We start from the raw sequence: 22,316 nt of genomic DNA, 5'->3' as shown, positions 1-22,316 counted from the left end.
GGCGGCAAAAGGCAAAAGGCGGCGTCAGCCTTCACACTGGCTTTCACCACAAGCGCGCATGTTGCGGATGCGGCTGCGCAGCTCGTCAATGCCGATGGCGCCCGGAATGACCTCATTGCCGATGATGTAGGTGGGCGTGCCGGTGATGTTGAGCGCCTGGGCGATTTCGTAGGAGGTCTTGATCGTCTGGGCGACCGTTTCCTCGTTCATCTGCAGCTCAAGGTTGACCGGGCTGAGGCCAAGATCAGCGGCCGCAGCGAGGGCTGCGGTTTTGTCCACCTGGCCGCGCGTGGTGAAGAGGGCCTCGTGGAAGCGCCAATAATCCACATCCTCCCGGCCCACCAGAACGGCGATCCGGGCGGCATCCATCGATTCGTTGGACAGGATCGGGAATTCCTTGAGCACGACGCGCAGATTGGGATCTTCCGCCAGAAGCGTGGCGAGGTCGGGCAGGGCACTGCGGCAATAACCGCAGTTGTAGTCGAAGAGCTCGACCAGGGTGACGTCGCCCTCCGGATTGCCGAGTACGACCTGGCCGGGATCGTTGAAGATGGCTTCGCGCATGCTGGCGATGGCCGTGGTGGCTTGTTCGCGCTCGGCGGTGCGCAGCTTGGTGTCGAGAGCGGTCGAGAGGCGCTGCAGGATCGTCGGGTCGCTCATCAGGTAGTTTTCAATGAGCGGGTTGAGCTGGGCAGGATCAAGCTCAGCCAGAGCGGGAGCAGCGGCAGGGACCGGTGGTGGAGTTGCGGCCTCGCGCTCGGCCAGGGCCGTTTCGACAATGGCGCGAACCGCGGCTGCATCGGTTTGTGGAGCCGGGCGGCTCCACATGGAGTAGCCCAAAGCGCCAGCCAGGACGCCGACCAGGGCAACAAGAGCAAGGGTGAGGCGAGGCATGGACGACTCCGAAGCAGGACGCTGCGCCTTTTAGCAGACACCAAGCAATATTACAGCGGCGCGTAAACGGCCCGTGGCTGGCGCATCACTTGGTTGAGAGCGCGGCCAGAACAGGATAGGCCAAACCCACAGCAGGAGCTCATTCATGTCCGACCCAGCACCAGACGGCTTGATGCCGTTCCAAGCCATGGAAATTCTCAAGCGCGCCAAAGCCATGGAGGCGACGGGCCGGACGGTTTGTCACCTCGAATTGGGCGAGCCGGGCTCGCCGCCGGCGCCGAAGGTGATCGAAGCCGTCACCAAGGCCTTGCCGCGGGCGCAGGGCTATACCAATGCTAAAGGGTTGGCGGAACTGCGCGAGGGACTGTCGGCCTATTACTCGGCCCAGCATGGCGTATCCGTAGATCCGGACCTGATTCTCGCGAGCATGGGGTCATCGGCCGGGTTCATTCTGGCGTTTCACGCTGCTTTTCGGCCGGGGGCTCGCATTGCCATTACCCGGCCGGGCTATCCGGCCTATGTGAACACGCTGCTGGGGCTGGGGTTCGGGGTGGCTGAAATTCCGCTCACCGCTGCCAATGGCTGGCGCCTAACTGGTGCGGAGATTGCCGCCACCCATGCCGCGTCGCCCTTTGAGGGACTGCTGTTTGCGAGCCCAGCCAATCCGACAGGGGCAACGGTGGACCGGGAAGGGCTGCGCGACATCGTTGACACCTGCGCCCGGCTCGGCGTGCGGCTGATCTCGGACGAAATCTATCATGGGCTTGATTATCGCGGACCTTCGGTCAGCGCGCTGGAGCTGACGCGCGATGCTGTCGTGATCAACAGCTTTTCCAAATATTACTGCATGACCGGTTGGCGGATTGGCTGGATGGTGATGCCGGAGGACCTGATCCGACGTACCGAAATCCTGCAGCAGAACCTGTTTATTTCGGCCCCGACGCTGAGTCAGATCGCCGCTACCGTCGCCTTGGGTGAGCGGGAGTATTCGGAAGAGCAGAAAGCGGGCTACGCGGCCAATCGCGGACTGCTGCATGACGGCCTGAGCACGCTGGGCTTTGCCCTGGGCGAGCCCTCGGACGGGGCGTTCTATGCCTATGCAGGGATCGCCAAGTTCTCCAATGACTCCCTGGAGTTCTGCGAGCGGATGCTGGAAGAGGCCGGGGTGGCGATCACGCCGGGCATCGATTTCGACCGCGTCGGCGGACAGGGCTATGTGCGTCTGAGCTATGCCGGTAAACGCGAAAGCATCGAACTGGCGCTCGAGCGCATGGCCAAGGCACTCCGATGAGCGCTGAAAACGCGGTATTTTGTCAGCCCTAGATGTGAAAAAGGCGGCCCGAGGGCCGCCTTTGTAGTTTCTAGCCAAGGCCGAGGCGGCGCTGCCACCAACCGGCTTTCTTCTTTTCAGGCTGCTTGTCCGGCTCACCCTCAGGACGAGGGGTGCTCGAGGAGACTACGACGCCTTCCTCAGGCAGCTCCTTGCGCGTCCGGCGGGTGCGGGCGGGCTCGGCTGAAGCCGAAGCGTCGGGCGCTGCCTCAGCGGCGGGCTCCGGCAGTGGCTCCGCCGGGGCGGCAAGCTCGACTTCGGCCGGGGCCTCGGTCGGTGCGTCTGTTTCCGCAACGGCGACCGGCTCAAGGCCTGGCGCTTCCGATGCCGGTACAGATGGCGCTTCCGCTGCAGCTTCGGAAGCCGGCTCGGTGGCGACAACGGGAGCCGCTTCTTGCACCGTTTCGGGCTCAGCTGCTGCAGCTTCGGCCTTGGGCTTGCGGGCGCGAGGCTTGCGCTTGGGCTTTTCGGGCGCAGCCGCAGCTTCTCCGGTCGCGACGGCAGCAGGTTCAGCGCTTGCGTCGGCTTCGGCCGGCACCGGATCGCTTTCCTCGGTCTCGATGACCTTCTTGCGACGGCCGCGCTTAGGCTTTTCGGCAGGGATTTCTGCCGCCGCTTCCGCTGTTGGCTCCACCGGCACTTCAACTGGAGTTTCAGTCAGGGTCGGCTCGCCCGTCGCGATCTCTTCCTGGGCCAGGAGGACGTCGGCGACTTCCGCAACCGCTTCCATGCTCAGTTCGGCCTCACCAGCTGGCACAGCTTCCGTGACACCGGCTTCGGCTTCCAGTTCACGCCGATTGCGGCGACCACCACGGCGGCCACGACGGCGACGCTTGCGGCGCTCTTCCTCGCTGCCCTCATCGGCAGCGAAGCCGACGGCTTCACGCACGCTCTCAGGCTCCGCCCCGGCTTCCTCGGCTTCGCTGCTTGCGGCGGAAGCGTCTTCAAGCTCGGCTTCGTCAATGGGCGCAGCCAAACGGGTCTGAGCGGGGCGACCACCATTATCGTCGCCACGTTCACCACCGCGGCGGCGGCGACGGCGGCGCTTGCGCGAGGGCTCGCCTTCGCCAACTTCGCCAGCCGACACGGGCTGGTCTTCGGCCTCGTCAGCCTCGTCCTCGATGATCTCGTCATCGGCATCGTCGATGGTGGCGGTATCGACCCGCACATGCTCGACAGCACGGGTTTCAGCATAGGCGGAAACGCGGGCTTCACCCTTCTCGATGGCGAACTGCTGGCCGGTCATCTTGCCATCGGCGGTGATGGTGATGGAGAGGTTATTGCGCTGCTCCAGCGCGGTCAGGGTTTCACGCTTGAAGTTGAGGATGTAGAGCGCGACCTCGATGGGCAGCCGGACATTGATGGACTGGCCCTGCTTGCGCATCACATGGTCTTCGATGTGGCGCATGATCATCAGCGCCATGGATTCGGTGGAGCGCACCAGACCCGTGCCGTCGCAGATCGGGCATTTGTGGGTGGAGCTTTCCACCACGCCAAAGCGGATGCGCTGGCGGCTCATTTCCATGAGACCGAAATGGGAGATGCGGCCAACTTGGATACGGGCGCGATCGTCCTTGAGGCAGTCCTTGAGCTTGCGCTCGACAGCCCGGTTGGAGCGGTTCTCCATCATGTCGATGAAGTCGATGACAATGAGGCCGGCAAGGTCGCGCAGGCGGAGCTGGCGGGCCACTTCTTCGGCTGCTTCCAGATTGGTCTGGAGCGCGGTGTCCTCGATATTGTGCTCCTTGGTGGAGCGCCCCGAGTTGACGTCGATGGAAACCAGCGCCTCGGTCGGGTTGATGACGAGGTAGCCGCCCGACGGCAGGGTCACGGTTGGCGAGAACATGGAATCGAGCTGCGCTTCGATGCCGTATTTAGAGAAAAGCGGCTGATCTTCCTTGTAGAGCACGACGTTCTTGGCGTGGCTCGGCATGATCATGCGCATGAAGTCGCGCGCTTCGATGAAGGCGTCCTCGCCAGCGACGAACACTTCGTCGATGTCCTTGTTGTAGAGGTCGCGAATGGTGCGCTTGATCAGCGAACCTTCTTCATAAACGAGGCAGGGAGCCTGCGACTTGAGGGTGAGCGAGCGCACCGATTCCCAAAGGCGCATCAGATATTCAAAGTCGCGCTTGACCTCGGCCTTGGTGCGCGAAGCACCGGCCGTGCGCAGGATCACGCCCATGCCCTGCGGCACTTCCAGGTCGGAGGTGATTTCCTTGAGGCGCTTACGATCCGCCGCATTGGTGATCTTGCGCGAGATGCCGCCACCGCGAGCAGTGTTTGGCATCAAAACGGAATAGCGGCCGGCGAGCGACAGATAGGTGGTCAGAGCCGCGCCTTTGTTGCCGCGCTCTTCCTTGACCACCTGCACCAGCATGACCTGGCGGCGCTTGATCACTTCCTGGATCTTGTAGTGGCGGCGGTTATTGCTCGATGAGCGGCGGCGCTCCGGCACTTCCTCAAGCGCATCGGCACCGCCGACGCTTTCCACCGGCTCGTTATTGGCCGGCGCCTGCTCGATATGGCTGTCGTCGCCCTCGGCAGCGTCGGATGTTTCAGATGTTTCGCCCGCTTCTTCAGCGGGTTCGCTGACGGACTCGGGGGCTGCGCCTTCATCGGCGGCCGCCTCGTCGGAAACTTCTTCCTCCTGCTCTTCGGCGAGGAGGGCTTCGCGATCGGCAACGGGGATCTGGTAGTAATCGGGATGGATTTCGCTGAAGGCGAGGAAACCGTGACGGTTGCCGCCATATTCGACAAAGGCTGCCTGGAGCGAAGGCTCCACGCGGGTGACCTTGGCGAGATAGATATTGCCGCGCAACTGGCGGCGGGTTGCCGATTCGAAATCGAACTCTTCGATGCGGTTACCCGCAGTGACGACGATCCGCGTTTCTTCCGGGTGGATGGCATCCACCAGCATTCTCTTTGTAGCCATTATGAGCTCCGCGCACTCGCGCGCCGACAAGAGGCTGCCCAACAGGTGGCAATCTCCGAGTGGCGCAATGCGAGGCGAGTGGTTTAAGGGGGGTGGCGCGCGGGACCAGGCTGGTCGGGGCGCCGGCAGTGCAGGTCATGGCCGAAAATGGCAGCAAAGCAAAACGGCGACCGGTTTCGTCGATCACACCACGTTCTGTTCGCCTGCGGGCCATATGACCTCTTCCTTTTGGACTGAGTGGGGCAGAGCGCCGGTCCCAGCCGTCCGGTTCATCAGAACCGAAATTCATAGAGAAGCGCTGGATTTGCCGCATCTGATCGGGGTGTCAGGCGTATTCTGCGCCTGTGTCCCGAGCCCTTCCGGCTTACGTTTGCAGTGCCTTAGGGCACCGGAACCGTCATGCAGGAAGCTTGCACTTCACCTCATAGCGTGTAGGGCCGTTGCGTCCGATTAGCAACAGGAAAGTCCCAAACTGCCGAGCGGCTGATCAGCCACCTCGGACGAGCTGTTCTTGGCCATTGGGCCGAAACAGCGCATAAAGGAAATGCCGCAGAATCGCTTCAAAGCGATGGCATCTGCGCGCCTAAATTATAGATAAGGCCTGTCCGCATTTGTTTAAACCCCTCCGTGCGCTCGCGCTGTTCTGCATTCTTTTGGGAGCGTTGGGCGTAGCGCCAATTGCCAGCTTGGCGCAGGAGCCGCCGGCGACGGCAACTCCGGCCGCACCAGCAGCGCTACCCAATGTGATGGAGGTGCGCGTCAGCTCGACGCCCGAACGCGCGCGGCTCGTGGTTGACCTCGCGGGCCGGACCGACTTCGCCCTGGTCTCGCTGGGCGATCCTAACCGGCTGGCGATCGATGTGCGGGCGGCGACCTTTTCGCTCGCCGAGCCATCCGGCACGCCTGCGGGGGAAGGGCTGGTGTCGGGCTATCTTGTGGAGCAGGCGGCAGCTGACCGGGTTCGTACCACCCTGACGCTGGCTGCTCCGGCCCAAGTCCAGCAAGCCTATGTGCTCGATGCCTTCGAGGACCAGCCGGCTCGGCTGGTGGTGGACATCATTCCCGCCACGCCCGAAGAGTTCGCGGCAAATGCGGCGCGTGACATCACCGGCACCACGGAAGCGGCCCCGGCGGCGTCCACGCCTCCAGGGGGCACTGAGCTGCCGGTGGTGACGCGGCCGCTGGTGGTGATCGACCCGGGCCATGGTGGGATCGATAGCGGGGCGGAAACTCCCAACGGGGTCAAAGAAAAGGACATCGTCCTTTCTTTTGCTCTGCGGCTGCAGGAATTGCTGGTGGAATCGGGCCGGTTCGACGTGGCGCTGACGCGCGAGGACGATACTTTCCTGCGGCTGGAAGAACGCGTCGCGCTGGCGCGCACCAACAAGGCAGATCTCTTTCTTTCCATTCACGCCGACAGTTTCCAGCAGCCCGAAATCCGTGGCGCCAGCGTTTATACACGCGACGAGAATGCCACGGACGTGCTCGATAAGGTCCTAGCCGATACCGAGAACAAGACCGATGTGATCGCCGGCTTTGCGCCCCCGCAAATGGCACCAGAGGTCGTGGATATCCTGGTTGACCTGATGCGCCGGGAAATGCGGGTGCAGTCCTATATGGCTGGGCAGGCCATCGTGCACCAGCTCGAGCCAAGCGTGGCGTTGCGGAAATTTCCGCTGCGGCAGGCTGACTTTTTCGTGCTGCAGGCGCCTGATGTTCCCTCGGTGTTGATCGAGCTAGGCTTTTTGAGCAATGCCACTGACATCGCCAATCTGATGGAGTCGGACTGGCAGGATCGGACCGCCACGGCTCTAGCGCGCGGGATTTCGACATATTTTGACAGCATAGCGCCGCCGCAATGATGTGACTTTGAGGTGACGGCTGCGCGTCCCAATGCGGGGTTTGCGCGGTCGTGATCCCCAACACAGCTTACGTCTGCTATGATTCCTGACACATCGGGCCGCAAGCCCTGGAGACTTTTTGTATATGCTGCGCTTGCTTGGCTGGCTGTTTAGTTTTGGAATGTTCGCGGTGCTGGGGGTGCTGGCGCTCGCGGCAGTCTATCTGACCATGGTTACGGCCCAGCTGCCCGATTACACCGTGCTGAAGGACTACCAGCCGCCCGTGACAACGCGCGTTCATGCCGCCGATGGCACGCTCTTGGCTGAATATGCGCGCGAGCGCCGGCTGTTCCAGCCGATCGAGACCGTGCCGCCGCTGCTGGTGAACGCGTTCCTGTCGGCCGAGGACAAGGATTTCTACCGTCATGGCGGCATCGCGATCGATGGCGTGGTGCGCGCCGTGCGTGATAACCTGCTGCAAAAGCTGGATGGCGGCAGTGGCCCGATGGTGGGCGCCTCGACCATTACCCAGCAGGTGGCCAAGAATTTCCTGCTGAGCTCGGAGCAGACCTGGGACCGCAAGATCCAGGAAGCGCTGCTGGCCGTGCGCATCGAATCGACGTTCTCCAAAGATCGGATCCTCGAACTCTATCTCAACGAGATTTTCCTCGGGCTGAACTCCTATGGCGTGGCTGCAGCGGCGCTGAACTATTTCGACAAGGCGCTCTACCAACTCACGCTCAGCGAAGCGGCCTATATCGCTGCCCTCCCAAAGGGCCCGAATAATTACCACCCATTCCGGCGACCCGAGGCGGCCGTACAGCGCCGGAACTGGGTAATCGATCGCATGGTCGAGAACGGCTATGTGACGCCCGAAGAAGCGACCGCTGCGAAGGCGGAGCCACTCAACGTCATTCCACGGGCCTCGGGCAGCCAGTTGTACTCGGCGGAATATTTCACCGAGGAAGTGCGTCGCGAGCTGGCCAAGCTTTATGGCGAGGACCAGCTTTATGGCGGCGGCTTGTCCGTGCGCACGACGCTTGAGCCCAAGCTGCAGGAATATGCCCGCCGGGCACTGATGGACGGGCTGATCGCGTTTGATCATTCCAAGGGATTCCGCGAGCCGGTTGCCAGCATCGAGATCGGCGAGGACTGGGGCCTGGATGTTGCCAAGATCCAGCCGCTCCGCGACGTGCCGGAGTGGCGGCTTGCCGTGGTGCTCGAGATGAATGGCAACCAGGCCCGGATCGGGCTGCGACCCGCCGATGACGTCGACGGCGCCATTTCGGACGAGCGGACGGAAGCTGTGCTGTCCGGACCCGAGATCAAGTGGGTGTCCAAGCCGCTGTCGAGCATCCTCAAGGTTGGGGATGTGGTTTATGTTTCCCCGGTCGCGGGCAAGGACGGGATTTACACGCTCGAGCAACTGCCCGAGATCGAGGGCGCATTGGTGGCGATGGACCCGCGCACCGGCCGGGTGCTCGCCATGGTGGGCGGTTTTTCGTTCGCGGAAAGCGAGTTCAACCGCGCGACCCAGGCCCTGCGCCAGCCCGGCTCCTCGTTCAAGCCGATCGTTTATGCCGCTGCGCTCGATAATGGCTATACGCCCGCATCGGTGGTGCTCGACGCACCGGTAGAAATCCGCAATTCGGATGGCTCGGTTTGGCGGCCGGAAAACTATGCGCAGCAGTTCTATGGCCCGCAAACGCTGCGGCGCGGCATCGAGCGCAGCCGAAACGTGATGACGGTTCGACTGGCCAAGGATCTCGGCATGCCGCTGGTGGCAGAATATGCCCGCCTGTTCGGCGTTTATGACTCCATGCAGCCCGTGCTCGCGATGGCGCTGGGTGCCGGCGAAACCACCGATATGCGGATGACGGCAGCTTACGCCACCATCGCCAATGGCGGCCGCAAGATCGTGCCGACGCTGATCGACCGCATCCAGGACCGTTATGGCATGACGGTTTACCGGCATGACGAGCGGGTATGCGAAGGCTGCAAGGCGCAGGCCTGGCAGGGGCAGGGCGAGCCGATCATTGTGGATAATCGTGAGCAGGTGCTCGATCCGATGACGGCCTATCAGATCACCTCGATGATGGAGGGTGTCGTGCAACGCGGCACCGGAACGGCCGCCAAGGCGCTCAACCGTCCGGTGGCTGGCAAAACCGGCACTACCAATGACTACAAGGACGCATGGTTTGTGGGCTTCACCCCTGAACTGGCGGTCGGGGTTTATGTTGGCTATGACCAGCCGCGTTCCATGGGCTCTTCGGTGACCGGCGGCACGTTCTCGGTCAATATCTTCACCGAGTTCATGCAGAACGCCCTGCGGGGCAAGCCGCCGACGCCATTCAACGTACCCTCCGGCATGGCCACGGCCTGGATCAATCCGAACTCCGGCGTCGAGGCCTATCAGGGTGAATCGGCTATTCTCGAGGCCTTCAAGCCTGGCAGCGGCCCCAATCTGATGACCTCGGTCATCGGCATCGAAAGTGGCGGCTACAACACGGCACAAAGCCAGCAGCCGCAGCCGGGCTATGAGGCTTATCGGCAACCTTATTCAGGTGGCTTCCAGGATTCGCCCGCCCAAGCCATGCCCAGCGGCCGCTTCCAGGAGTATGAGGCCCCGCAATCCCTGTCGGAGTAACGGGGGTGACCGGAATCTTGCCGTTTGTCCGCTTTCCCCATCCGGCGCTTTCGGCGCCCGCAGCAACGCGGCCCCTCGACGCGGCGATGGAACGGGCAGGGGAGCAATTGCTTGCCGCCGCAGAAGCCGCCAAGGCTTACGGCTTGGCCGCGGCCCATATCGGGCTGAACGAGCCCGTCATCGTGGTGAGCATTGCGGCGGACACATCAGGTCGCGATTATCGGGTGATGTTCAATCCCAGCATTGCCGAGTGTAGCGCTGAGGCGGAAGTCGGCAGTGAGGGTTCGGTATCTTTGCCGGGGATCGAGGTGGCGATCAACCGGCCGAATTGGGCCGTGATTGAGTACGACACTGCGGCGGGGGATCGAGTGACGCAGCGCTTCGACGGGTTTGTCGCCCGCTGCTGCCTGCACGAGATCGAGCAGATGCAGGGCGTGTTTTTTCTCAGCCACCTGTCGCGGCTTAAGCGCGAAACAGTGCTGCGCCGGTTCAAAAAGGAACAGCGTGCCGGTTGAAGTCGCCTCGCTGACTACTCCGGCATGCTTGGTGGCGCCATGACGATAAAGGGCGTTGTCGCTGGCGTGCCGGGAGGGGCATAGGCAGGCGCTGGTTCGCCCACCGGACCCAGGGCGACGATATACTGGTAGAGGGAGCGCATTTCCGTTTCGGTGAAATGGCGCAGGTTGAACCAAGGCATGGGCGGCCGAGTCTCGAGTTCAGACAAATACGCCACCCATTCATCTTCGCTATGCTCGGCAGCGGTGAGCCGCAGATTGGCGGCATAGGTGGTGCCCCAGGGCCCTTGGTAGCCAACCGGACTGCCGATCAGCGCGGTGGCGGGATCGAGTTGACCCCCGTTTTCCGCATAGCCGGGGCTATGGCAATCATGGCACCCACCGATTCGGGCGATCCGCTCGCCATGCTCCACCGATGGCTCCGCTTCCGCAGCCAAAGCGGCGTGCGACAGTAATACCGCGGCCAGCAACACTCCCATGCGTAACATGTGCGTTTCCCTTGCGATGTTGAACTTCCCCTGGATCAGCCTTGGCCGGGCGAGGCCGTTTGGCAAGTCCGCTTTGATAGCTCAATGGGTTGATTGGGCGGGGGTGGACGGCTACATGAGGCCCCACACAAAAGGATAGTTCACATGCGTGCGGAAATCGAAAAAGCCGTCGCCGACATCGAGCAGGTTTTGGGCCTGCTGAGGAGGCATCTTTGACTGGGATACGGCACAACTTCGTCTCGACGCGCTAACAGCGCAGACTGAATCACCCGACTTCTGGAACGATCCCGAAAAGGCTCGCGTCACCATGCGTGAGCGCGATGAGCTCGACGTGGCGGTCAAGGCCGTGCACGAGCTGGAAAACGGCGTCCGCGACAACCTCGAATTGATCGAGATGGGCGAAGCCGAAGGCGACGCCGAGATCGTCAAGGAAGCCGAAGAGGCAATCTTCGAGCTGCGCATCAATGCGCGCCGCCGGCAGATCGAGACTCTGCTTTCGGGTGAAGTCGACGCCAACGACTGCTATGTGGAAATCCACTCCGGTGCCGGTGGCACCGAGAGCCAGGATTGGGCCAACATGCTGTTGCGCATGTATACGCGCTGGGCGGAACGGCGGAAGATGAAGGTCGAAACCATCGAAATGCATGATGGTGAAGAGGCCGGCATCAAGTCGGCGACCATACTGGTCAAGGGCCATAATGCCTATGGCTGGCTCAAGACCGAAAGCGGCGTGCACCGGCTGGTCCGGATCAGCCCGTACGACTCGGCGGCTCGGCGGCATACCAGCTTTTCGAGCGTCTGGGTTTATCCCGTGGTGGACGACTCGATTGACATCGAGATCCGTGAAAGCGATCTCAAGATCGATACTTATCGCGCGTCCGGCGCGGGCGGGCAGCACGTCAACACCACCGACTCGGCCATCCGCATCACCCACGTGCCTTCCGGCATCATCGTGGCGTGCCAGGCCGAGCGCAGCCAGCACAAGAACCGCGCGACGGCCATGAACATGCTCAAGGCTCGTCTCTATGAAGCCGAGTTGCAAAAACGCGAGGAAGCGGCCAACGCGCAGGCAGCGAGCAAGACAGAGATCGGCTGGGGTCACCAGATCCGCTCCTACGTGTTACAGCCCTACCAGATGGTCAAGGATCTGCGCACAAGCGTGGAAAGCGGCCAGCCCTCCGTGGTGCTGGATGGCGATCTCGACGAGTTCATGGAAGCGGCTTTGGCGCAGCGCGTTGGCGTTGCGACCGATGTCGTGGCCGAAGGCAAATAGTGGTTAGCCGAGCAGCGCCTGCAGGCGCTTGCCGGCTTCCATGAACTGCTTGGGATCCATGGCGCGGCTGCCTTGTCGCACTTCAAAATGCAAATGCGGGCCGGTTGACCGGCCGGTAGAGCCCACCTTGGCAATAGGGGTGCCGGTGTGCACCTTCTGGCCCTTGCTGGAAAGGAAGCCGGAGAGGTGACCATAGCGGGTCACCAAGCCGCTGGGATGAGTGACCTCCACCACATTACCATAGCCAGAGCGCACGCCGACAAAGGTCACCACGCCCTGGCCCGCGCTCAGTACGGTGGTGCCGGAGCGCGCAGCGAAATCGAGCCCGGAATGAAAGGCGCGCTTGCCGCTGAAGGGATCGCGCCGATTGCCAAAGCCTGAGCTCTGGCGGTAGGTGCCGGCGATGGGCAGGTGAATGGGCGCGGCATCGATTGATTCACGGGCCGCCTTGTAGCGCACCAGCGCTGCCATCACGGCGTTGGCATCCTCGATCATTGGCGCTGCGTCGTCGCCGTCACTCGGCGCGAGCAGGGGGCCGCCAACGCCATCAAGGGCATCGGGCAGGCTGACGCGAATGCCGATCTCGGCCAGCTCGTTGACAATGCTGGTCGTCCGCTCGGTAGCGGTCTGGGCGATGCTGGTCATGGCGTGCTCGGTTTCACCCATCATTTGGGCGAGGGCACGAGCCGTTTCGTCGATGTCGGGATTTCCGCTGGGGTTGGTAGGCGCCGCCATCGCCAGATCACCCGGACTGGACCCGAGGGCGGCAGTTTGAATGCCAAGCTCGCCGGCTTTGTCGACAAGGACCTTAACAAGTTGATGCTGTTCCAACAGCACTTCCTGTTGCTGCGAAAGTTCCTGCAGTTGCAGGTTGATGTCGCCCGCCTGGGCATAGGAGCGGGAATGGAGACGGTCGACTTCAACACGCAGCTGGGCGATCCGATCCTCGTAGGCCTGGATAACCTGTTCGGTTTGGCCGTTGAGGACTTTGGCGATCTCGGGTGAGAACAGCAGGGCAGTGCCGGTCAGGGCATTGCCGGCCAAGAGCAGCGTGAACATGCCGTAGAACCAGAGCGGGCGAATGCCGGCGTGGGGAGCCGTTTTGGGCTTGGCTCGACCCGGCGACGAGAAGCTCGCTCCATTACGCACGCCATACACTCCGCTGATCCATATTTATGGTTAGCGAGTATGATCCTGCATGGTTAAAAAACGGAAAAGCCTCAGCTTTCCGAAGTAATGGGCTGCAAATTTCCGAGAAGGTCGAGAACCTTTCGAGCGTGACCCTTAACGCGCGTGACGCGGAGCACGGCGGCGACCCGGCCATCAGGCGCGACAACGAAAGTGGTGCGTACGAGGCCCATGAATTGGCGGCCATAGAGGCTCTTGAGCTGCCATACCCCAAATGGCTCGATCACGGTCCGCTCGGGGTCGGCGGCCAGTGGCACCGTGAGGCTGAATTTCTCCCGGAACTTGCGATGCGCTTCCACACTATCAGGCGATATGCCGACAAGGACAGCACCGCTTCGGGCGAACTCCGGCTCCAGGTTGGAGAACTCGAGGTTCTCCTTGGTGCAGCCTTGGGTATCGTCCTGCGGATAGAAGAACAGGACCACAAACTTGCCGCCGTGATCGGCAAGGTGGAAGGAGGTGCCGTCGTCGAGCGGCAGGGTAAAGTCGGGAGCGGTATCCCCAGGCGCAAGCATGCCGGTTAAATCCTGTTTTCCCCACGAGATTGTAGCTGCCGGTGCCATATTCCAGCCGGTATCATCGCGCAAGAAGCCGCCACTTGCGGTTGATTCTCAAGAGGCCGGGAGACTTATCGGCCGAGCTTGATCTGGATGTAAGTGAGCGCGTCAACAACCCTCGAAGACACGCCAGGTCCAGCCCCCGCAATGCGGCGTCGGCATCCTATGCGTCTTGCCGCCAAGATGGGCGCCTGGGTGTTGGGCGTGCCAGCCGTCCTGCTGATCGTTCTGTATTTAGTGCTGCTGGTGACCCCGCTGCGACTGCCATTTGGCGGTGAAGCGGCGCGTGCGCTGGCGCAATCCATCATGCCGCCCACCAGCAAGCTCGATCTGGGGGGAATGGCGCTGGCGCTTGAACGTGGCGTTTGGCCGGTGCTGCAGTTCTCGCCCGTGCTGATGACGGATGCCAAGACCGGCGCCAAGGTCAAGATGGATGCGCTTGAGATTGGATTCTCGCCGATCCGCGCGCTGGTTGGGCAGCCTGGGGCCACCATCACCATTGTGCGCCCCCACATCCAGATCGTGCAGGACCTGTTTGGGCCGCGCACCACGAGCTTTGAGCTAGTGGCCGGGGAGCAGGGCGGGACGACTGCAAGGGTGCTGGAGGGGGAGGATGCGTTCCCCAGCGTCAACATTTCCGCCAATGGCGTCGACGTTCAGGGTGGGTCGGTGCCGCTGCAGCTGCGGTCCGACAATGACTGGCTTATCTACAATCTCGAGGCGAGCGAGAAGGGTGTGGCCGACATTGTGGAGCAGGCGCAACAGGGCCGGTTCTCCAAGCTGACGATCAAGGACGGCACCGTCGAGATGATCGATGCGGTTTACGGGCGGATGCGTCAGTTCAACGGCGTGAACCTCGAGATCGGCCCTACGCCCGGCGGCGAGGACACCAGGGGGACATTCTCGGCCGCCCTGGGAGGGCGTACGATGATGGGGAGCCTGTCGCGCACTCTCGACGACAAGGGTGGCTCCCGGCTCGAGGCCGACATTGCCAATATCGATTTTGCGGCCGTGGCCCCCTTTGTCGATAACGCTGAAAGCATTGCGGCCCTGCGGGGCGCGGGTGCGCTATCCATCGATGTGCATTTTGCGCCCGAGACGGGCAAGCTCGTGGACGGCGCGTTCAAGATCGACCTGACGGGCCTCGACATGCGCATCGAGGACGAGTTCTTCCCCGTCGCGAGCTCGATCATGGACGTGACCTGGTCGCCAAAGGACGCCCGGTTCGAGTTGCACGAGGCCGCCTTGCAGATCGGCCAGAGTTCCGCCCGCGTTTCAGGCACGTTTGCGCTCGGCCTGGATGCGGAATTCGGGCCGACGATCGGCATGCTGATCAAGGCACGCGAGGTCCGCGTGCACCCCAACGACATGGCGGCACCGGCGGAGCCATTCGACAGCGTCGAGTTCTCGGGCTGGTCGGCGCCACTTTATGGTGCCACGGGCATCGACCGGCTCGTCGCGAAAAAGGGCGCGGCCATCGTCGAAAGCGCCGGCCGGATCGATATCCTCAAGGCCGGCATGGCTCTCGACATGACCATTGTCGGCCAAGGAGTCAGTGCGGACGACCTGAAACGCCTCTGGCCCTATATGCTGGGCACGGAAAGCCGTGACTGGTTTGTGGCCAATGTTAGCGACGGTATGGTGACGCGCGCGCGGCTGAAGTTCAAATTTCCGGTGGGCAGCCTGGAAGTGGGTGGCGAGGACAAGCCGATATCGCCCGAAGCGATGCAGATCGACATGGTTGGCACCGGCGTCGTGGTCAAGCCAGTGCCGGAGATGGCCGATATCGCCATTGATGGCGAAACGCGATTGCAATTGAGCGGCCCCAACCTGACGGTTTCGGCTGGTGGGGGTGCCATCGCGACCACGGCCGGGCCGATTGCGGTGCGCAACCCGGCCGTGATCATGGACAACTCCAATCCCGCAGAAAGCATTCTCGAGATCTCGGGCGATGTGAGCGCCGGTATTCCCTCCCTGCTTGCCCTGGCCAAGGAACAGCAGCCCGAAATGCTGGCGCAAGCCAGCCTGCCGCTCGATCTTGCCGCGCTATCGGGTCAGATCGATCTGGGGCTTGTGGCAACCATCAAGCTGCCCGATGAAGCAAGCGGCGCGCCGCTGGACCTCGACTATGTGGTCAATGGCAATGTCGCCAATTTCGCCAGCACTCAGGCCATACAGGAGCGCACAATCGGCAACGGGCAGCTGTCCTTCAGCGCGTCGCAGGACGGCTATCAGGTGCAAGGTACCGCTGACATAGACGGTATGGAGGCGCAGCTGGAGATTGCCGGCACGCCGGAAACTCAGCCGGCGTTCCGGCTCGCTTCCACGGTGGAGGTGAAGGACCTGGCCGCCATGGGGTTCGATGCCTCGCCGTTCATGAGCGGGCAGGTTGGCTTTGTGGCGCAGCCGCTGCCGGATGGCTCGCTGCAGATCGCGGTGGACCTCAAGGAGGCAGCGCTCACCATTGGGGATCTGGGGTTGAGCAAGGCTGCCGGCGTCCCTGGCACCTTGCAGACAATCGTCAAGCAAACCGATGGTGTAACCGAGCTATTCGGGATTGATCTGGCTTTTGACACCGTGAAACTCAAGGGTGGCCTCAAGTTCGACGCCGAGGCTGGGCTGCAAAGTGCCGAGTTCATCGATTTCGGCCTCAGCGAGGGGGATGGTGCGCAACTCAAGCTCGCTCCGATCGACGGCGGCTATTCCGTGCAGGTGCGCGGTACCCAATTGGACCTCAAGCCCATGCTGAAGCGCTTCTTCAGCCTAGATGAAGGCACCGGGGGGGTGCAAACCACCGAGTTCGACCAGACGCTGGTGCTCGACGTGGAGCTCGATCGAGCGCTGGGTTATTACGCCACGACCGCCTTCAATCTCGATCTGGACCTGTCCCTGAAGGGCAGCGACATGCGGCGGGCGCGGCTGACGGCGCAGTTTGGTGATGACAACGCCATTTCGGTCACCACCAATCCCGCGCCCAAGGGGCGCACGATGACGGTGGCATTCAGCGATGCCGGAACGATCCTGCGGCTCCTGGGCGTGTATTCACAGCTGGGGGGCGGCGAGGGCAATCTCGTCATGACCACCGACAGCGAAGCAGGCGCCGAGTTCGGCCAGTTGCGCATGCGCGGCTTTTCCATTGTGGACGAGGCCAATGTTGCGCAGGTGCTTGGCAACCACGCGGATTCGCGAGCGGTGATCGCGCGCGGGAACCGGCTGGATTTCGACCGCGGCATGGTCAATTTCGTGCGGCGCTCGGACCGCGTCGAGGTTACCAATGCTGTTTTGACCGGCGACACCGTAGGCGGAACGATGCGCGGCTTCATCTATACCGACCAGCGGCAATACGATCTGGCGGGCACCTATGTGCCGCTATTCGGGCTCAACAGCGCGTTTCAGAAAATCCCGCTGCTCGGGCCGCTCTTGGGCGGACGTGATGGTGAGGGGCTGGTGGGCGTGACCTTTGCAGTCAAGGGACCACTCGCCAAGCCCGATTTCCGCATCAACCCGCTATCGGCGCTGGTGCCCGGAGCCTTCCGCGAATTGTTCGAGTTCCGCTCGCGCGAGCAGCCACGGGTCGACTAGGCCGGGGGCCCGCCTTGCGCTGCCGCAGCGCCAGCCCGAGGCAGAAGGCAGCGTGGAGAGCCGCGGGTGCAAGCAGGGCGAGCGGGCCCAGGCGCTGATAGGATGCCGCGCCCAGGGCGGCACCCAGCAACAGGGAAAGCCAAACCAGGAGGTGTTGCGTCCATCGCCAGCGCGGGGCCAATTTGTGGATGGCCTTGGCCAGGTCCTGGCCGGCAGCGAACAGAGTTCCCGTCACGAAGGTGGCGCCAAGCCGAACGGAGCCGGCAGGGGACAACAAAGCGTTCTGGGCGCCTGCGCCAAACGCCAGGGGTCCCATCGAAAGCGGCGAGTCGGCGCCGGCAAAGTGCAAGGCGATTGCCCCTGTTGTGCTGGAAAACAACAAGGCCGCAACAAGGGCTGGGCCAAAACGCTCGCTTGCCAAAGACAGCAGCGATCCCACCGTGCTGCCAGTGAAAAACAGCAGCAAGAGGCCCAGCGGCAGCAACGCGGCTGCCGAGGGCGTATCGAGCAGGTAATTGCCCAATTGGGTGGTGTTGCCGCTCATGAACGAGGTGTAGTAGCCACCCAGTTCGATAAAGCCGATCGCATCGATGAACCCGGCCAATCCGGTGAGCAAGAGCCCTTGGCCGAGCTTGGGAGCGGGCGTCACCGGCTTAAAGTCGGCTGGCGATTTCTTGCGCCAGCCCGGCCATTTCAGCGGCGTCAGCAGCACCCTTGCCATGATCGCCTAAAGCCTCGCCCTCGTAGACGGGAATGAGGTGGAAATGCAGGTGAAACACGCTTTGTCCAGCTGGGGCTTCATTGAACTGGACGAGGCGAATGCCATCAGCCCCCGTCGCTGCCTTGAGCGCAACAGCCACCCGCTGCACGATCGGCATCACGGCCGAGAGGGTGGCCGGATCCGCGTCGAGCAGGTTGCGCGAGGCAGCCTTGGGCAGAACCAGCGTGTGCCCGCGTGACTGGGGGAACACATCGAGCATCACCAAGGCGGTGTCGTCTTCGTAAACCTTGTGGGCTGGCATTTCGCCCCGGAGAATGCGGCCGAAGATGTTGCTGGGATCGTAGGCAGTGCTCACGGTGTACCTCGCGGGAGTGGATGGCCTTGGCATACTCCCGGCAAGGTGCTCGGCTCAAGAGCCGAGATCAACCGCCTATTCGGCCGGGGCTGCCTGTCCCGAGCGGCGCTGGAAGAAGCGGAAGCGGAAATAGTTCAGAACCGCAAGGCCGGTAAAGGTGACCGGCACATAGGAAAAGCCGCGGCGAATAAAGAACAGCGTGATGTTGACGGCGGTGGCCGCGCTCATTGCCCCCTTGCCCATTGCGGAGGTAAAGCTCGACGGGACGATGTGACGGTAGAAGACAGCGTCGGAGTGGTAATAATCCAGCGCACGGCGCGCAAAGGCGCGCTTGGACGCCGAATAATCCTTGAGCTCTTCCATGCCCATATCGCCGTGAAACTCGACTTCCGAGCCCACCGCCCAGACTTCGGGCGGGGTGAGCCTGTCTTTGCCAAGGGCGGTGAAGAGCTCGACCAGATCGGTAAAGGTGACGAAATTGGCGTTCCAGCAATCCTGCGACTTGGCGCCATGGGCGAGCACCAGCACCTCGGCGCGTTCAAGCTTTTCGCGCATGCGGTCATAGTCGCCGGCTGAAAAATCGGTGCCTGACTTGGCGGTTTCCACAAGACCACCCAGATCGGTCAACTTTGCCACCATCGCCGAGCCATAAGACCCGCTGGCGCCGGTAACGAGAAAGCGGCGACCCTTGATCTGGCAAGTGGTGCCGAACAGCAGGTCGAAGATGTTGGCGAAGGACGAAAAGAAGTTATGCGGGTAGACGTGGTGCATGGCGTGGTAGTTGTTGTCCACCCAGAGCAGACCCTGCTGGGCACCGACGCGATCCATCGCCATGTGGTTGTAGTCGAGCCCTTCCTCGCGGAAGGTCATCACCAGCATGATGGTACGAATGACAGCCACAAGCGCTATGGGCGGCCAAGGGAAAACGAGCAGGAACAGCGCGATCCCCAGCATCGAGGTCGCGTATTCCGGCAGGATGTGAAACCAGATATTGGCCCGGGCATAGGCCGGATTGATCTTCATATCGAGGTCGAGAAACTTGTGATGCACCCAGTGCCAGGACGAGAAGGTGCGCAACAGCTTGAACCGCGAGGTTTCCCAGCGATGCAGCAACCAGTGCAGCGCATCGAAGAGGGCGGTGGAGAACACGAAGGTGACGCCGGCCTGGAGAATAAAGACGAAAGCGTCAGAGATATTCATGCGGATTCCTGCAGGGAGCGTTAACCTACATAGCCTCCGGTGCCGGCTAAGTCCAAGGGGCATCGTGCCGCGCTAGCGGTCGGTGCGCTCGCCCTTGCGGAACGGAGTGTAGGTGTCCAGCGCTTCCTGCTCGCGCGCAACCGAAGCGCGCTCATGCTCAAGGAAGTCGGCAATGGCCCCGCGCAGGCCAGGATGGGCGATATAGTGCACGGAATAAGTGGTGGCGGGAGCATAGCCGCGGGCGAGCTTGTGTTCGCCTTGGGCCCCGGCTTCCACCACAGCCAGCTTGTGCGCGATGGCGTAATCGATCGCCTGGTAGTAGCAGAGCTCGAAGTGGAGAAACGGCACCTCGCGGGTAGCACCCCAGTTGCGCCCGAAGATGCGATCATGGCCAAGGAAGTTGATCGCGCCGGCGATTGGGGTGGGGCCGTCATAGGCCAGCATCAGCACGATCCGGTCGGCAAGGGTTTGACCAAGCAGGGAAAAGAACTTGCGATTGAGGTAGGGCCGGCCCCATTTGCGCGCCCCGGTATCCTCGTAAAAATCGTAAAAGGCGTCCCAGTGATGCTCCTGGAGGTCAGAGCCCGTCAGCCACTTGACCGTAAGGCCATCGACGAGCGCATCGCGGCGCTCCCGCCGGATGGTCTTGCGCTTGCGCGAGGAGAGGGTTTCGAGAAAACCCTCGAAACTGTCGAAGCCCTGGTTGTGCCAGTGGAACTGGGTGTCGAGGCGCTTGAGCCAGCCAGTTGTTTCCACCAGATCGGCCTCGGCTTCGGGCACGAAGGTCATGTGCACCGACGAGGCGTCGCGCTGGCTGGCGAGTTGCTGAGCGGCGGAAAGCAGCGCCGCCTGTTCCTCAAGGCTACCGCTAGGTACCAGGAGCTTGGGCGCGGTGGCCGGGGTAAACGGCACCGAACATTGCAGCTTGGGGTAGTAGTCCCCGCCCGCGCGCTCGAAGGCATTGGCCCAGCCGTGGTCGAAGACATATTCGCCCATGGAGTGGGACTTGAGAAAGAGCGGCATCAGCCCAACGGGCTGGCCCGCGCTGTTGGCCAGCAGGATGTGCTGAGGTTGCCAGCCGGTGCGGGCAGTGGCGCAGCCGGATTGTTCGAGGGCCAGGAAGAAGGCGTGGCTCAGAAACGGGTTATCCGCCACCCCGTTCGTGGACGGCACAAGGCTGTTCCAAACCGCCGCCGAAATGCCGGCGGTGGTTGGATGGATGGTGGCGGTATAGCCGGGATCAGGCAAGGTCCGGGTCGAAGCCTTCAAAGACGATCTGGTCGATATGGGGCCGGGCGGCTTCCCACTCCTGTTTAGACCGGATCGTCCAGCCGGTCACCGGTTTGCCGAGTGCTCGCCAGAACTTGATCGCGGGCAGCTCCAGCGCGTCCTTGGCACAGGAGATGAAATCGAACTGAGTTTCATGCCAGTGCAGCAGATGGCGCAGGGTCCAGCGCTGCTCTGCCGTGTAGTTCTGTTCGGCTTCAGCGCCTTCGTAGTTATAGGTGATGATGCCGCGAGGGCCCGCGAAGCCGAACTGGCGGATCTGGGTGATCAGATTGGGATCGAACGACTCGACCGTCACCGGTCCCGTGTAGGATTTCAGCGCTTCGGCCGCCGCGCGGGCGAGCAACTGAGTGCCGGCGCTGTCGGCCTGATGCTTGAGCTCGATCTGCAGCAGCGCACGGCCATTGATCTGTTCAAGGAACTCGGCAAAGCGCTGGGGCCGATCACCGGCGGCGCTGTCGAGTAAGGGGATCGCGGTGAGTTCGGCAGCAGTGAGCTCACTGACCGCACCGGTGCGTCCGGTGAGGCGCTCAAGCTTGCTGTCATGGAACAGCACCGGCACGCCGTCCGAGGTCAGCTGCAGATCGCACTCGATCGCCCAGTTGCCGGCGATAGCGGCTTCAAAGGCGGAAGCGCTGTTTTCGATGACACCAGCGGCACGATTGTGCAGACCACGATGGGCGACGGGACGCGGGAAAAGGGGCAGGTCGGTCAAGTTTTGGTATCCAGTTGTGCTGGGGATATGGAGGTGGGCGAGAACCGGGTGTGTGGCTAGACTTCCACCACGGCTTCGATTTCCACGGCGGCGCCAAAGGGCAGCGCGGCAACGCCGAAGGCGGCACGGGCATGCTTACCCCGGTCACCCAGCACCCCGACCAGGAGGTTCGAGCACCCGTTGGCAACCAGATGGTGCTCGGTGAAGTCAGGCGTTGAAGCCACAAGAACCGTGATCTTGAGAATGCGCTTGATCTCTTCCAGCGGCACGCCACCCATATGGACGATTTGCGACAACACGTTGAGCGCCGCGAGTTCGGCAGCGTTGCCGCCCTGCACGACATTCATGGTATCGCCCAGGAGGCCGGTGACGACGCCGGTTTCATTGCTGGAGATCTGGCCCGACACGTACAGGATATTGCCGGTGCGGGTCACCGGAACATAGCTGGCGACCGGCGGTTTGGGGGCAGGGAGCTCGTAGCCGTATTCACGCAGTTTTTCAGTGGGACTGGTCATCGCTGTTTGCCTTGGTTGTCGTCATTTTGGTTGGGCCGGCCGTGCATCGGCTTCACTTGCATGGCCGAAGCCCAATGCGCTGAGATGTTCAACTCGACTGCGGGCCTCGGCATTGCCGAACTCCGGCAGATCGCACCGTAGCCTTGGCCTTCCCGAAACCGATACACCGATTCCGAGCGGCCGGCAGCGCACCCCAACACCTGGCCGGTTCAGCAGAGGGCAGCCGACGCCATCGAGCACATCAGCCGTGTCGCCGGATCATCAGGGCTCCGG

The 22,316-nt window shown here is 62.5% G+C and carries 17 protein-coding genes; 6 read left to right on the top strand and 11 right to left on the bottom strand.

The window, feature by feature from the left end:
* Positions 1 to 24: 24 nt before the first annotated feature.
* Positions 25 to 894 carry a DsbA family protein gene (locus tag HRQ64_RS11810; RefSeq protein ID WP_172123422.1) on the bottom strand — a complete coding sequence of 290 codons (870 nt, stop codon included), beginning with the start codon at positions 892 to 894 and terminating at the stop codon, positions 25 to 27.
* Positions 895 to 1,039: 145 nt separating this feature from the next.
* Between HRQ64_RS11810 and HRQ64_RS11805 the strand changes: the two genes are divergently transcribed.
* Positions 1,040 to 2,185, top strand: a complete 1,146-nt coding sequence (locus HRQ64_RS11805; protein WP_210258545.1) for an aminotransferase class I/II-fold pyridoxal phosphate-dependent enzyme — start codon at positions 1,040 to 1,042, stop codon at positions 2,183 to 2,185.
* Between the two features lie 70 nt (positions 2,186 to 2,255).
* Here the strand turns inward: HRQ64_RS11805 and HRQ64_RS11800 are convergent, their stop codons facing one another.
* Positions 2,256 to 5,159 (bottom strand): ribonuclease E/G, encoded by a 2,904-nt coding sequence (locus HRQ64_RS11800; protein ID WP_172123421.1) that lies wholly within the window; start codon positions 5,157 to 5,159, stop codon positions 2,256 to 2,258.
* A gap of 611 nt (positions 5,160 to 5,770) precedes the next feature.
* Here HRQ64_RS11800 and HRQ64_RS11795 point away from each other — a divergent pair.
* From HRQ64_RS11795 to HRQ64_RS11785, 3 genes are all read left to right on the top strand, one after another.
* Positions 5,771 to 7,021: an N-acetylmuramoyl-L-alanine amidase gene (locus HRQ64_RS11795; RefSeq protein WP_172123420.1), complete on the top strand. Its 1,251-nt coding sequence runs from the start codon at positions 5,771 to 5,773 to the stop codon at positions 7,019 to 7,021.
* Between the two features lie 124 nt (positions 7,022 to 7,145).
* A complete protein-coding gene (locus tag HRQ64_RS11790) occupies positions 7,146 to 9,647 on the top strand; it encodes a penicillin-binding protein 1A (protein WP_172123419.1) in 2,502 nt (833 codons plus the stop codon).
* A gap of 5 nt (positions 9,648 to 9,652) precedes the next feature.
* The gene (locus HRQ64_RS11785; RefSeq protein WP_172123418.1) at positions 9,653 to 10,162 is read left to right on the top strand and encodes a peptide deformylase; all 510 of its coding nucleotides are present in this window, start codon (positions 9,653 to 9,655) and stop codon (positions 10,160 to 10,162) included.
* A 14-nt stretch (positions 10,163 to 10,176) separates the two neighbouring features.
* Here HRQ64_RS11785 and HRQ64_RS11780 read toward each other — a convergent pair whose 3' ends face one another.
* Positions 10,177 to 10,650 (bottom strand): cytochrome C, encoded by a 474-nt coding sequence (locus HRQ64_RS11780; RefSeq protein ID WP_127753198.1) that lies wholly within the window; start codon positions 10,648 to 10,650, stop codon positions 10,177 to 10,179.
* Between the two features lie 144 nt (positions 10,651 to 10,794).
* Between HRQ64_RS11780 and prfB the strand changes: the two genes are divergently transcribed.
* A protein-coding gene (gene prfB / locus HRQ64_RS11775) for a peptide chain release factor 2 (RefSeq protein WP_127753197.1) occupies positions 10,795 to 11,923 on the top strand; the annotation gives its coding sequence in 2 pieces (ribosomal slippage) (positions 10,795 to 10,863 and positions 10,865 to 11,923; 1,128 coding nt in all).
* Positions 11,924 to 11,926: 3 nt separating this feature from the next.
* On the opposite strand, the gene HRQ64_RS20495 is transcribed toward prfB, so the two are convergent.
* Both HRQ64_RS20495 and HRQ64_RS11765 read right to left on the bottom strand, forming a co-directional pair.
* Positions 11,927 to 13,081, bottom strand: coding sequence for a M23 family metallopeptidase (locus HRQ64_RS20495; RefSeq protein WP_172123417.1), 1,155 nt, complete (start codon positions 13,079 to 13,081; stop codon positions 11,927 to 11,929).
* Between the two features lie 62 nt (positions 13,082 to 13,143).
* Complete coding sequence (locus HRQ64_RS11765; protein ID WP_172123416.1) at positions 13,144 to 13,626, bottom strand: peroxiredoxin; 483 nt, start codon at positions 13,624 to 13,626, stop codon at positions 13,144 to 13,146.
* A gap of 141 nt (positions 13,627 to 13,767) precedes the next feature.
* Between HRQ64_RS11765 and HRQ64_RS20490 the strand changes: the two genes are divergently transcribed.
* Complete coding sequence (locus tag HRQ64_RS20490) at positions 13,768 to 17,250, top strand: AsmA-like C-terminal domain-containing protein (RefSeq protein WP_172123415.1); 3,483 nt, start codon at positions 13,768 to 13,770, stop codon at positions 17,248 to 17,250.
* Here HRQ64_RS20490 and HRQ64_RS11755 read toward each other — a convergent pair.
* The 6 genes from HRQ64_RS11755 to HRQ64_RS11730 form a co-directional block, all read right to left on the bottom strand.
* Positions 17,168 to 17,971: a YoaK family protein gene (locus tag HRQ64_RS11755; protein ID WP_172123414.1), complete on the bottom strand. Its 804-nt coding sequence runs from the start codon at positions 17,969 to 17,971 to the stop codon at positions 17,168 to 17,170. The two genes, HRQ64_RS20490 and HRQ64_RS11755, sit on opposite strands and share 83 nt — an antisense overlap.
* Positions 17,904 to 18,359 (bottom strand): HIT family protein, encoded by a 456-nt coding sequence (locus HRQ64_RS11750; RefSeq protein ID WP_172123413.1) that lies wholly within the window; start codon positions 18,357 to 18,359, stop codon positions 17,904 to 17,906. The genes HRQ64_RS11755 and HRQ64_RS11750 overlap by 68 nt, the downstream gene beginning before the upstream one ends.
* Positions 18,360 to 18,401: 42 nt before the next feature.
* The gene (locus tag HRQ64_RS11745; RefSeq protein WP_172123412.1) at positions 18,402 to 19,526 is read right to left on the bottom strand and encodes a hypothetical protein; all 1,125 of its coding nucleotides are present in this window, start codon (positions 19,524 to 19,526) and stop codon (positions 18,402 to 18,404) included.
* Between the two features lie 72 nt (positions 19,527 to 19,598).
* Entirely contained in the window at positions 19,599 to 20,726 is a 1,128-nt protein-coding gene (locus tag HRQ64_RS11740; RefSeq protein WP_349236738.1) for a GNAT family N-acetyltransferase, read from the bottom strand.
* 40 nt (positions 20,727 to 20,766) lie between these two features.
* Positions 20,767 to 21,528: a glycerophosphodiester phosphodiesterase family protein gene (locus HRQ64_RS11735; RefSeq protein ID WP_172123410.1), complete on the bottom strand. Its 762-nt coding sequence runs from the start codon at positions 21,526 to 21,528 to the stop codon at positions 20,767 to 20,769.
* 56 nt (positions 21,529 to 21,584) lie between these two features.
* Positions 21,585 to 22,043: a RidA family protein gene (locus HRQ64_RS11730; protein ID WP_127753188.1), complete on the bottom strand. Its 459-nt coding sequence runs from the start codon at positions 22,041 to 22,043 to the stop codon at positions 21,585 to 21,587.
* Positions 22,044 to 22,316 lie beyond the last annotated feature (273 nt).

The organism is Devosia sp. 919 (assembly GCF_013185965.1).
Classification (GTDB): domain Bacteria; phylum Pseudomonadota; class Alphaproteobacteria; order Rhizobiales; family Devosiaceae; genus Devosia.
Note: the sequence above shows the minus strand (reverse complement) of the source record. Positions and strands in the feature narration are given on the sequence as shown.

Bases quoted from the DNA above. Each gene is read 5' to 3' on its own strand.
- HRQ64_RS11810 (WP_172123422.1), bottom strand. From the start codon at position 894: ATGCCTCGCCTCACCCTTGCTCTTGTTGCCCTGGTCGGCGTCCTGGCT.
- HRQ64_RS11805 (WP_210258545.1), top strand. From the start codon at position 1,040: ATGTCCGACCCAGCACCAGACGGCTTGATGCCGTTCCAAGCCATGGAA.
- HRQ64_RS11800 (WP_172123421.1), bottom strand. From the start codon at position 5,159: ATGGCTACAAAGAGAATGCTGGTGGATGCCATCCACCCGGAAGAAACG.
- HRQ64_RS11790 (WP_172123419.1), top strand. From the start codon at position 7,146: ATGCTGCGCTTGCTTGGCTGGCTGTTTAGTTTTGGAATGTTCGCGGTG.
- HRQ64_RS11780 (WP_127753198.1), bottom strand. From the start codon at position 10,650: ATGTTACGCATGGGAGTGTTGCTGGCCGCGGTATTACTGTCGCACGCC.
- HRQ64_RS11765 (WP_172123416.1), bottom strand. From the start codon at position 13,626: ATGCTTGCGCCTGGGGATACCGCTCCCGACTTTACCCTGCCGCTCGAC.
- HRQ64_RS11755 (WP_172123414.1), bottom strand. From the start codon at position 17,971: ATGGCAAGGGTGCTGCTGACGCCGCTGAAATGGCCGGGCTGGCGCAAG.
- HRQ64_RS11750 (WP_172123413.1), bottom strand. From the start codon at position 18,359: ATGCCAAGGCCATCCACTCCCGCGAGGTACACCGTGAGCACTGCCTAC.
- HRQ64_RS11745 (WP_172123412.1), bottom strand. From the start codon at position 19,526: ATGAATATCTCTGACGCTTTCGTCTTTATTCTCCAGGCCGGCGTCACC.
- HRQ64_RS11730 (WP_127753188.1), bottom strand. From the start codon at position 22,043: ATGACCAGTCCCACTGAAAAACTGCGTGAATACGGCTACGAGCTCCCT.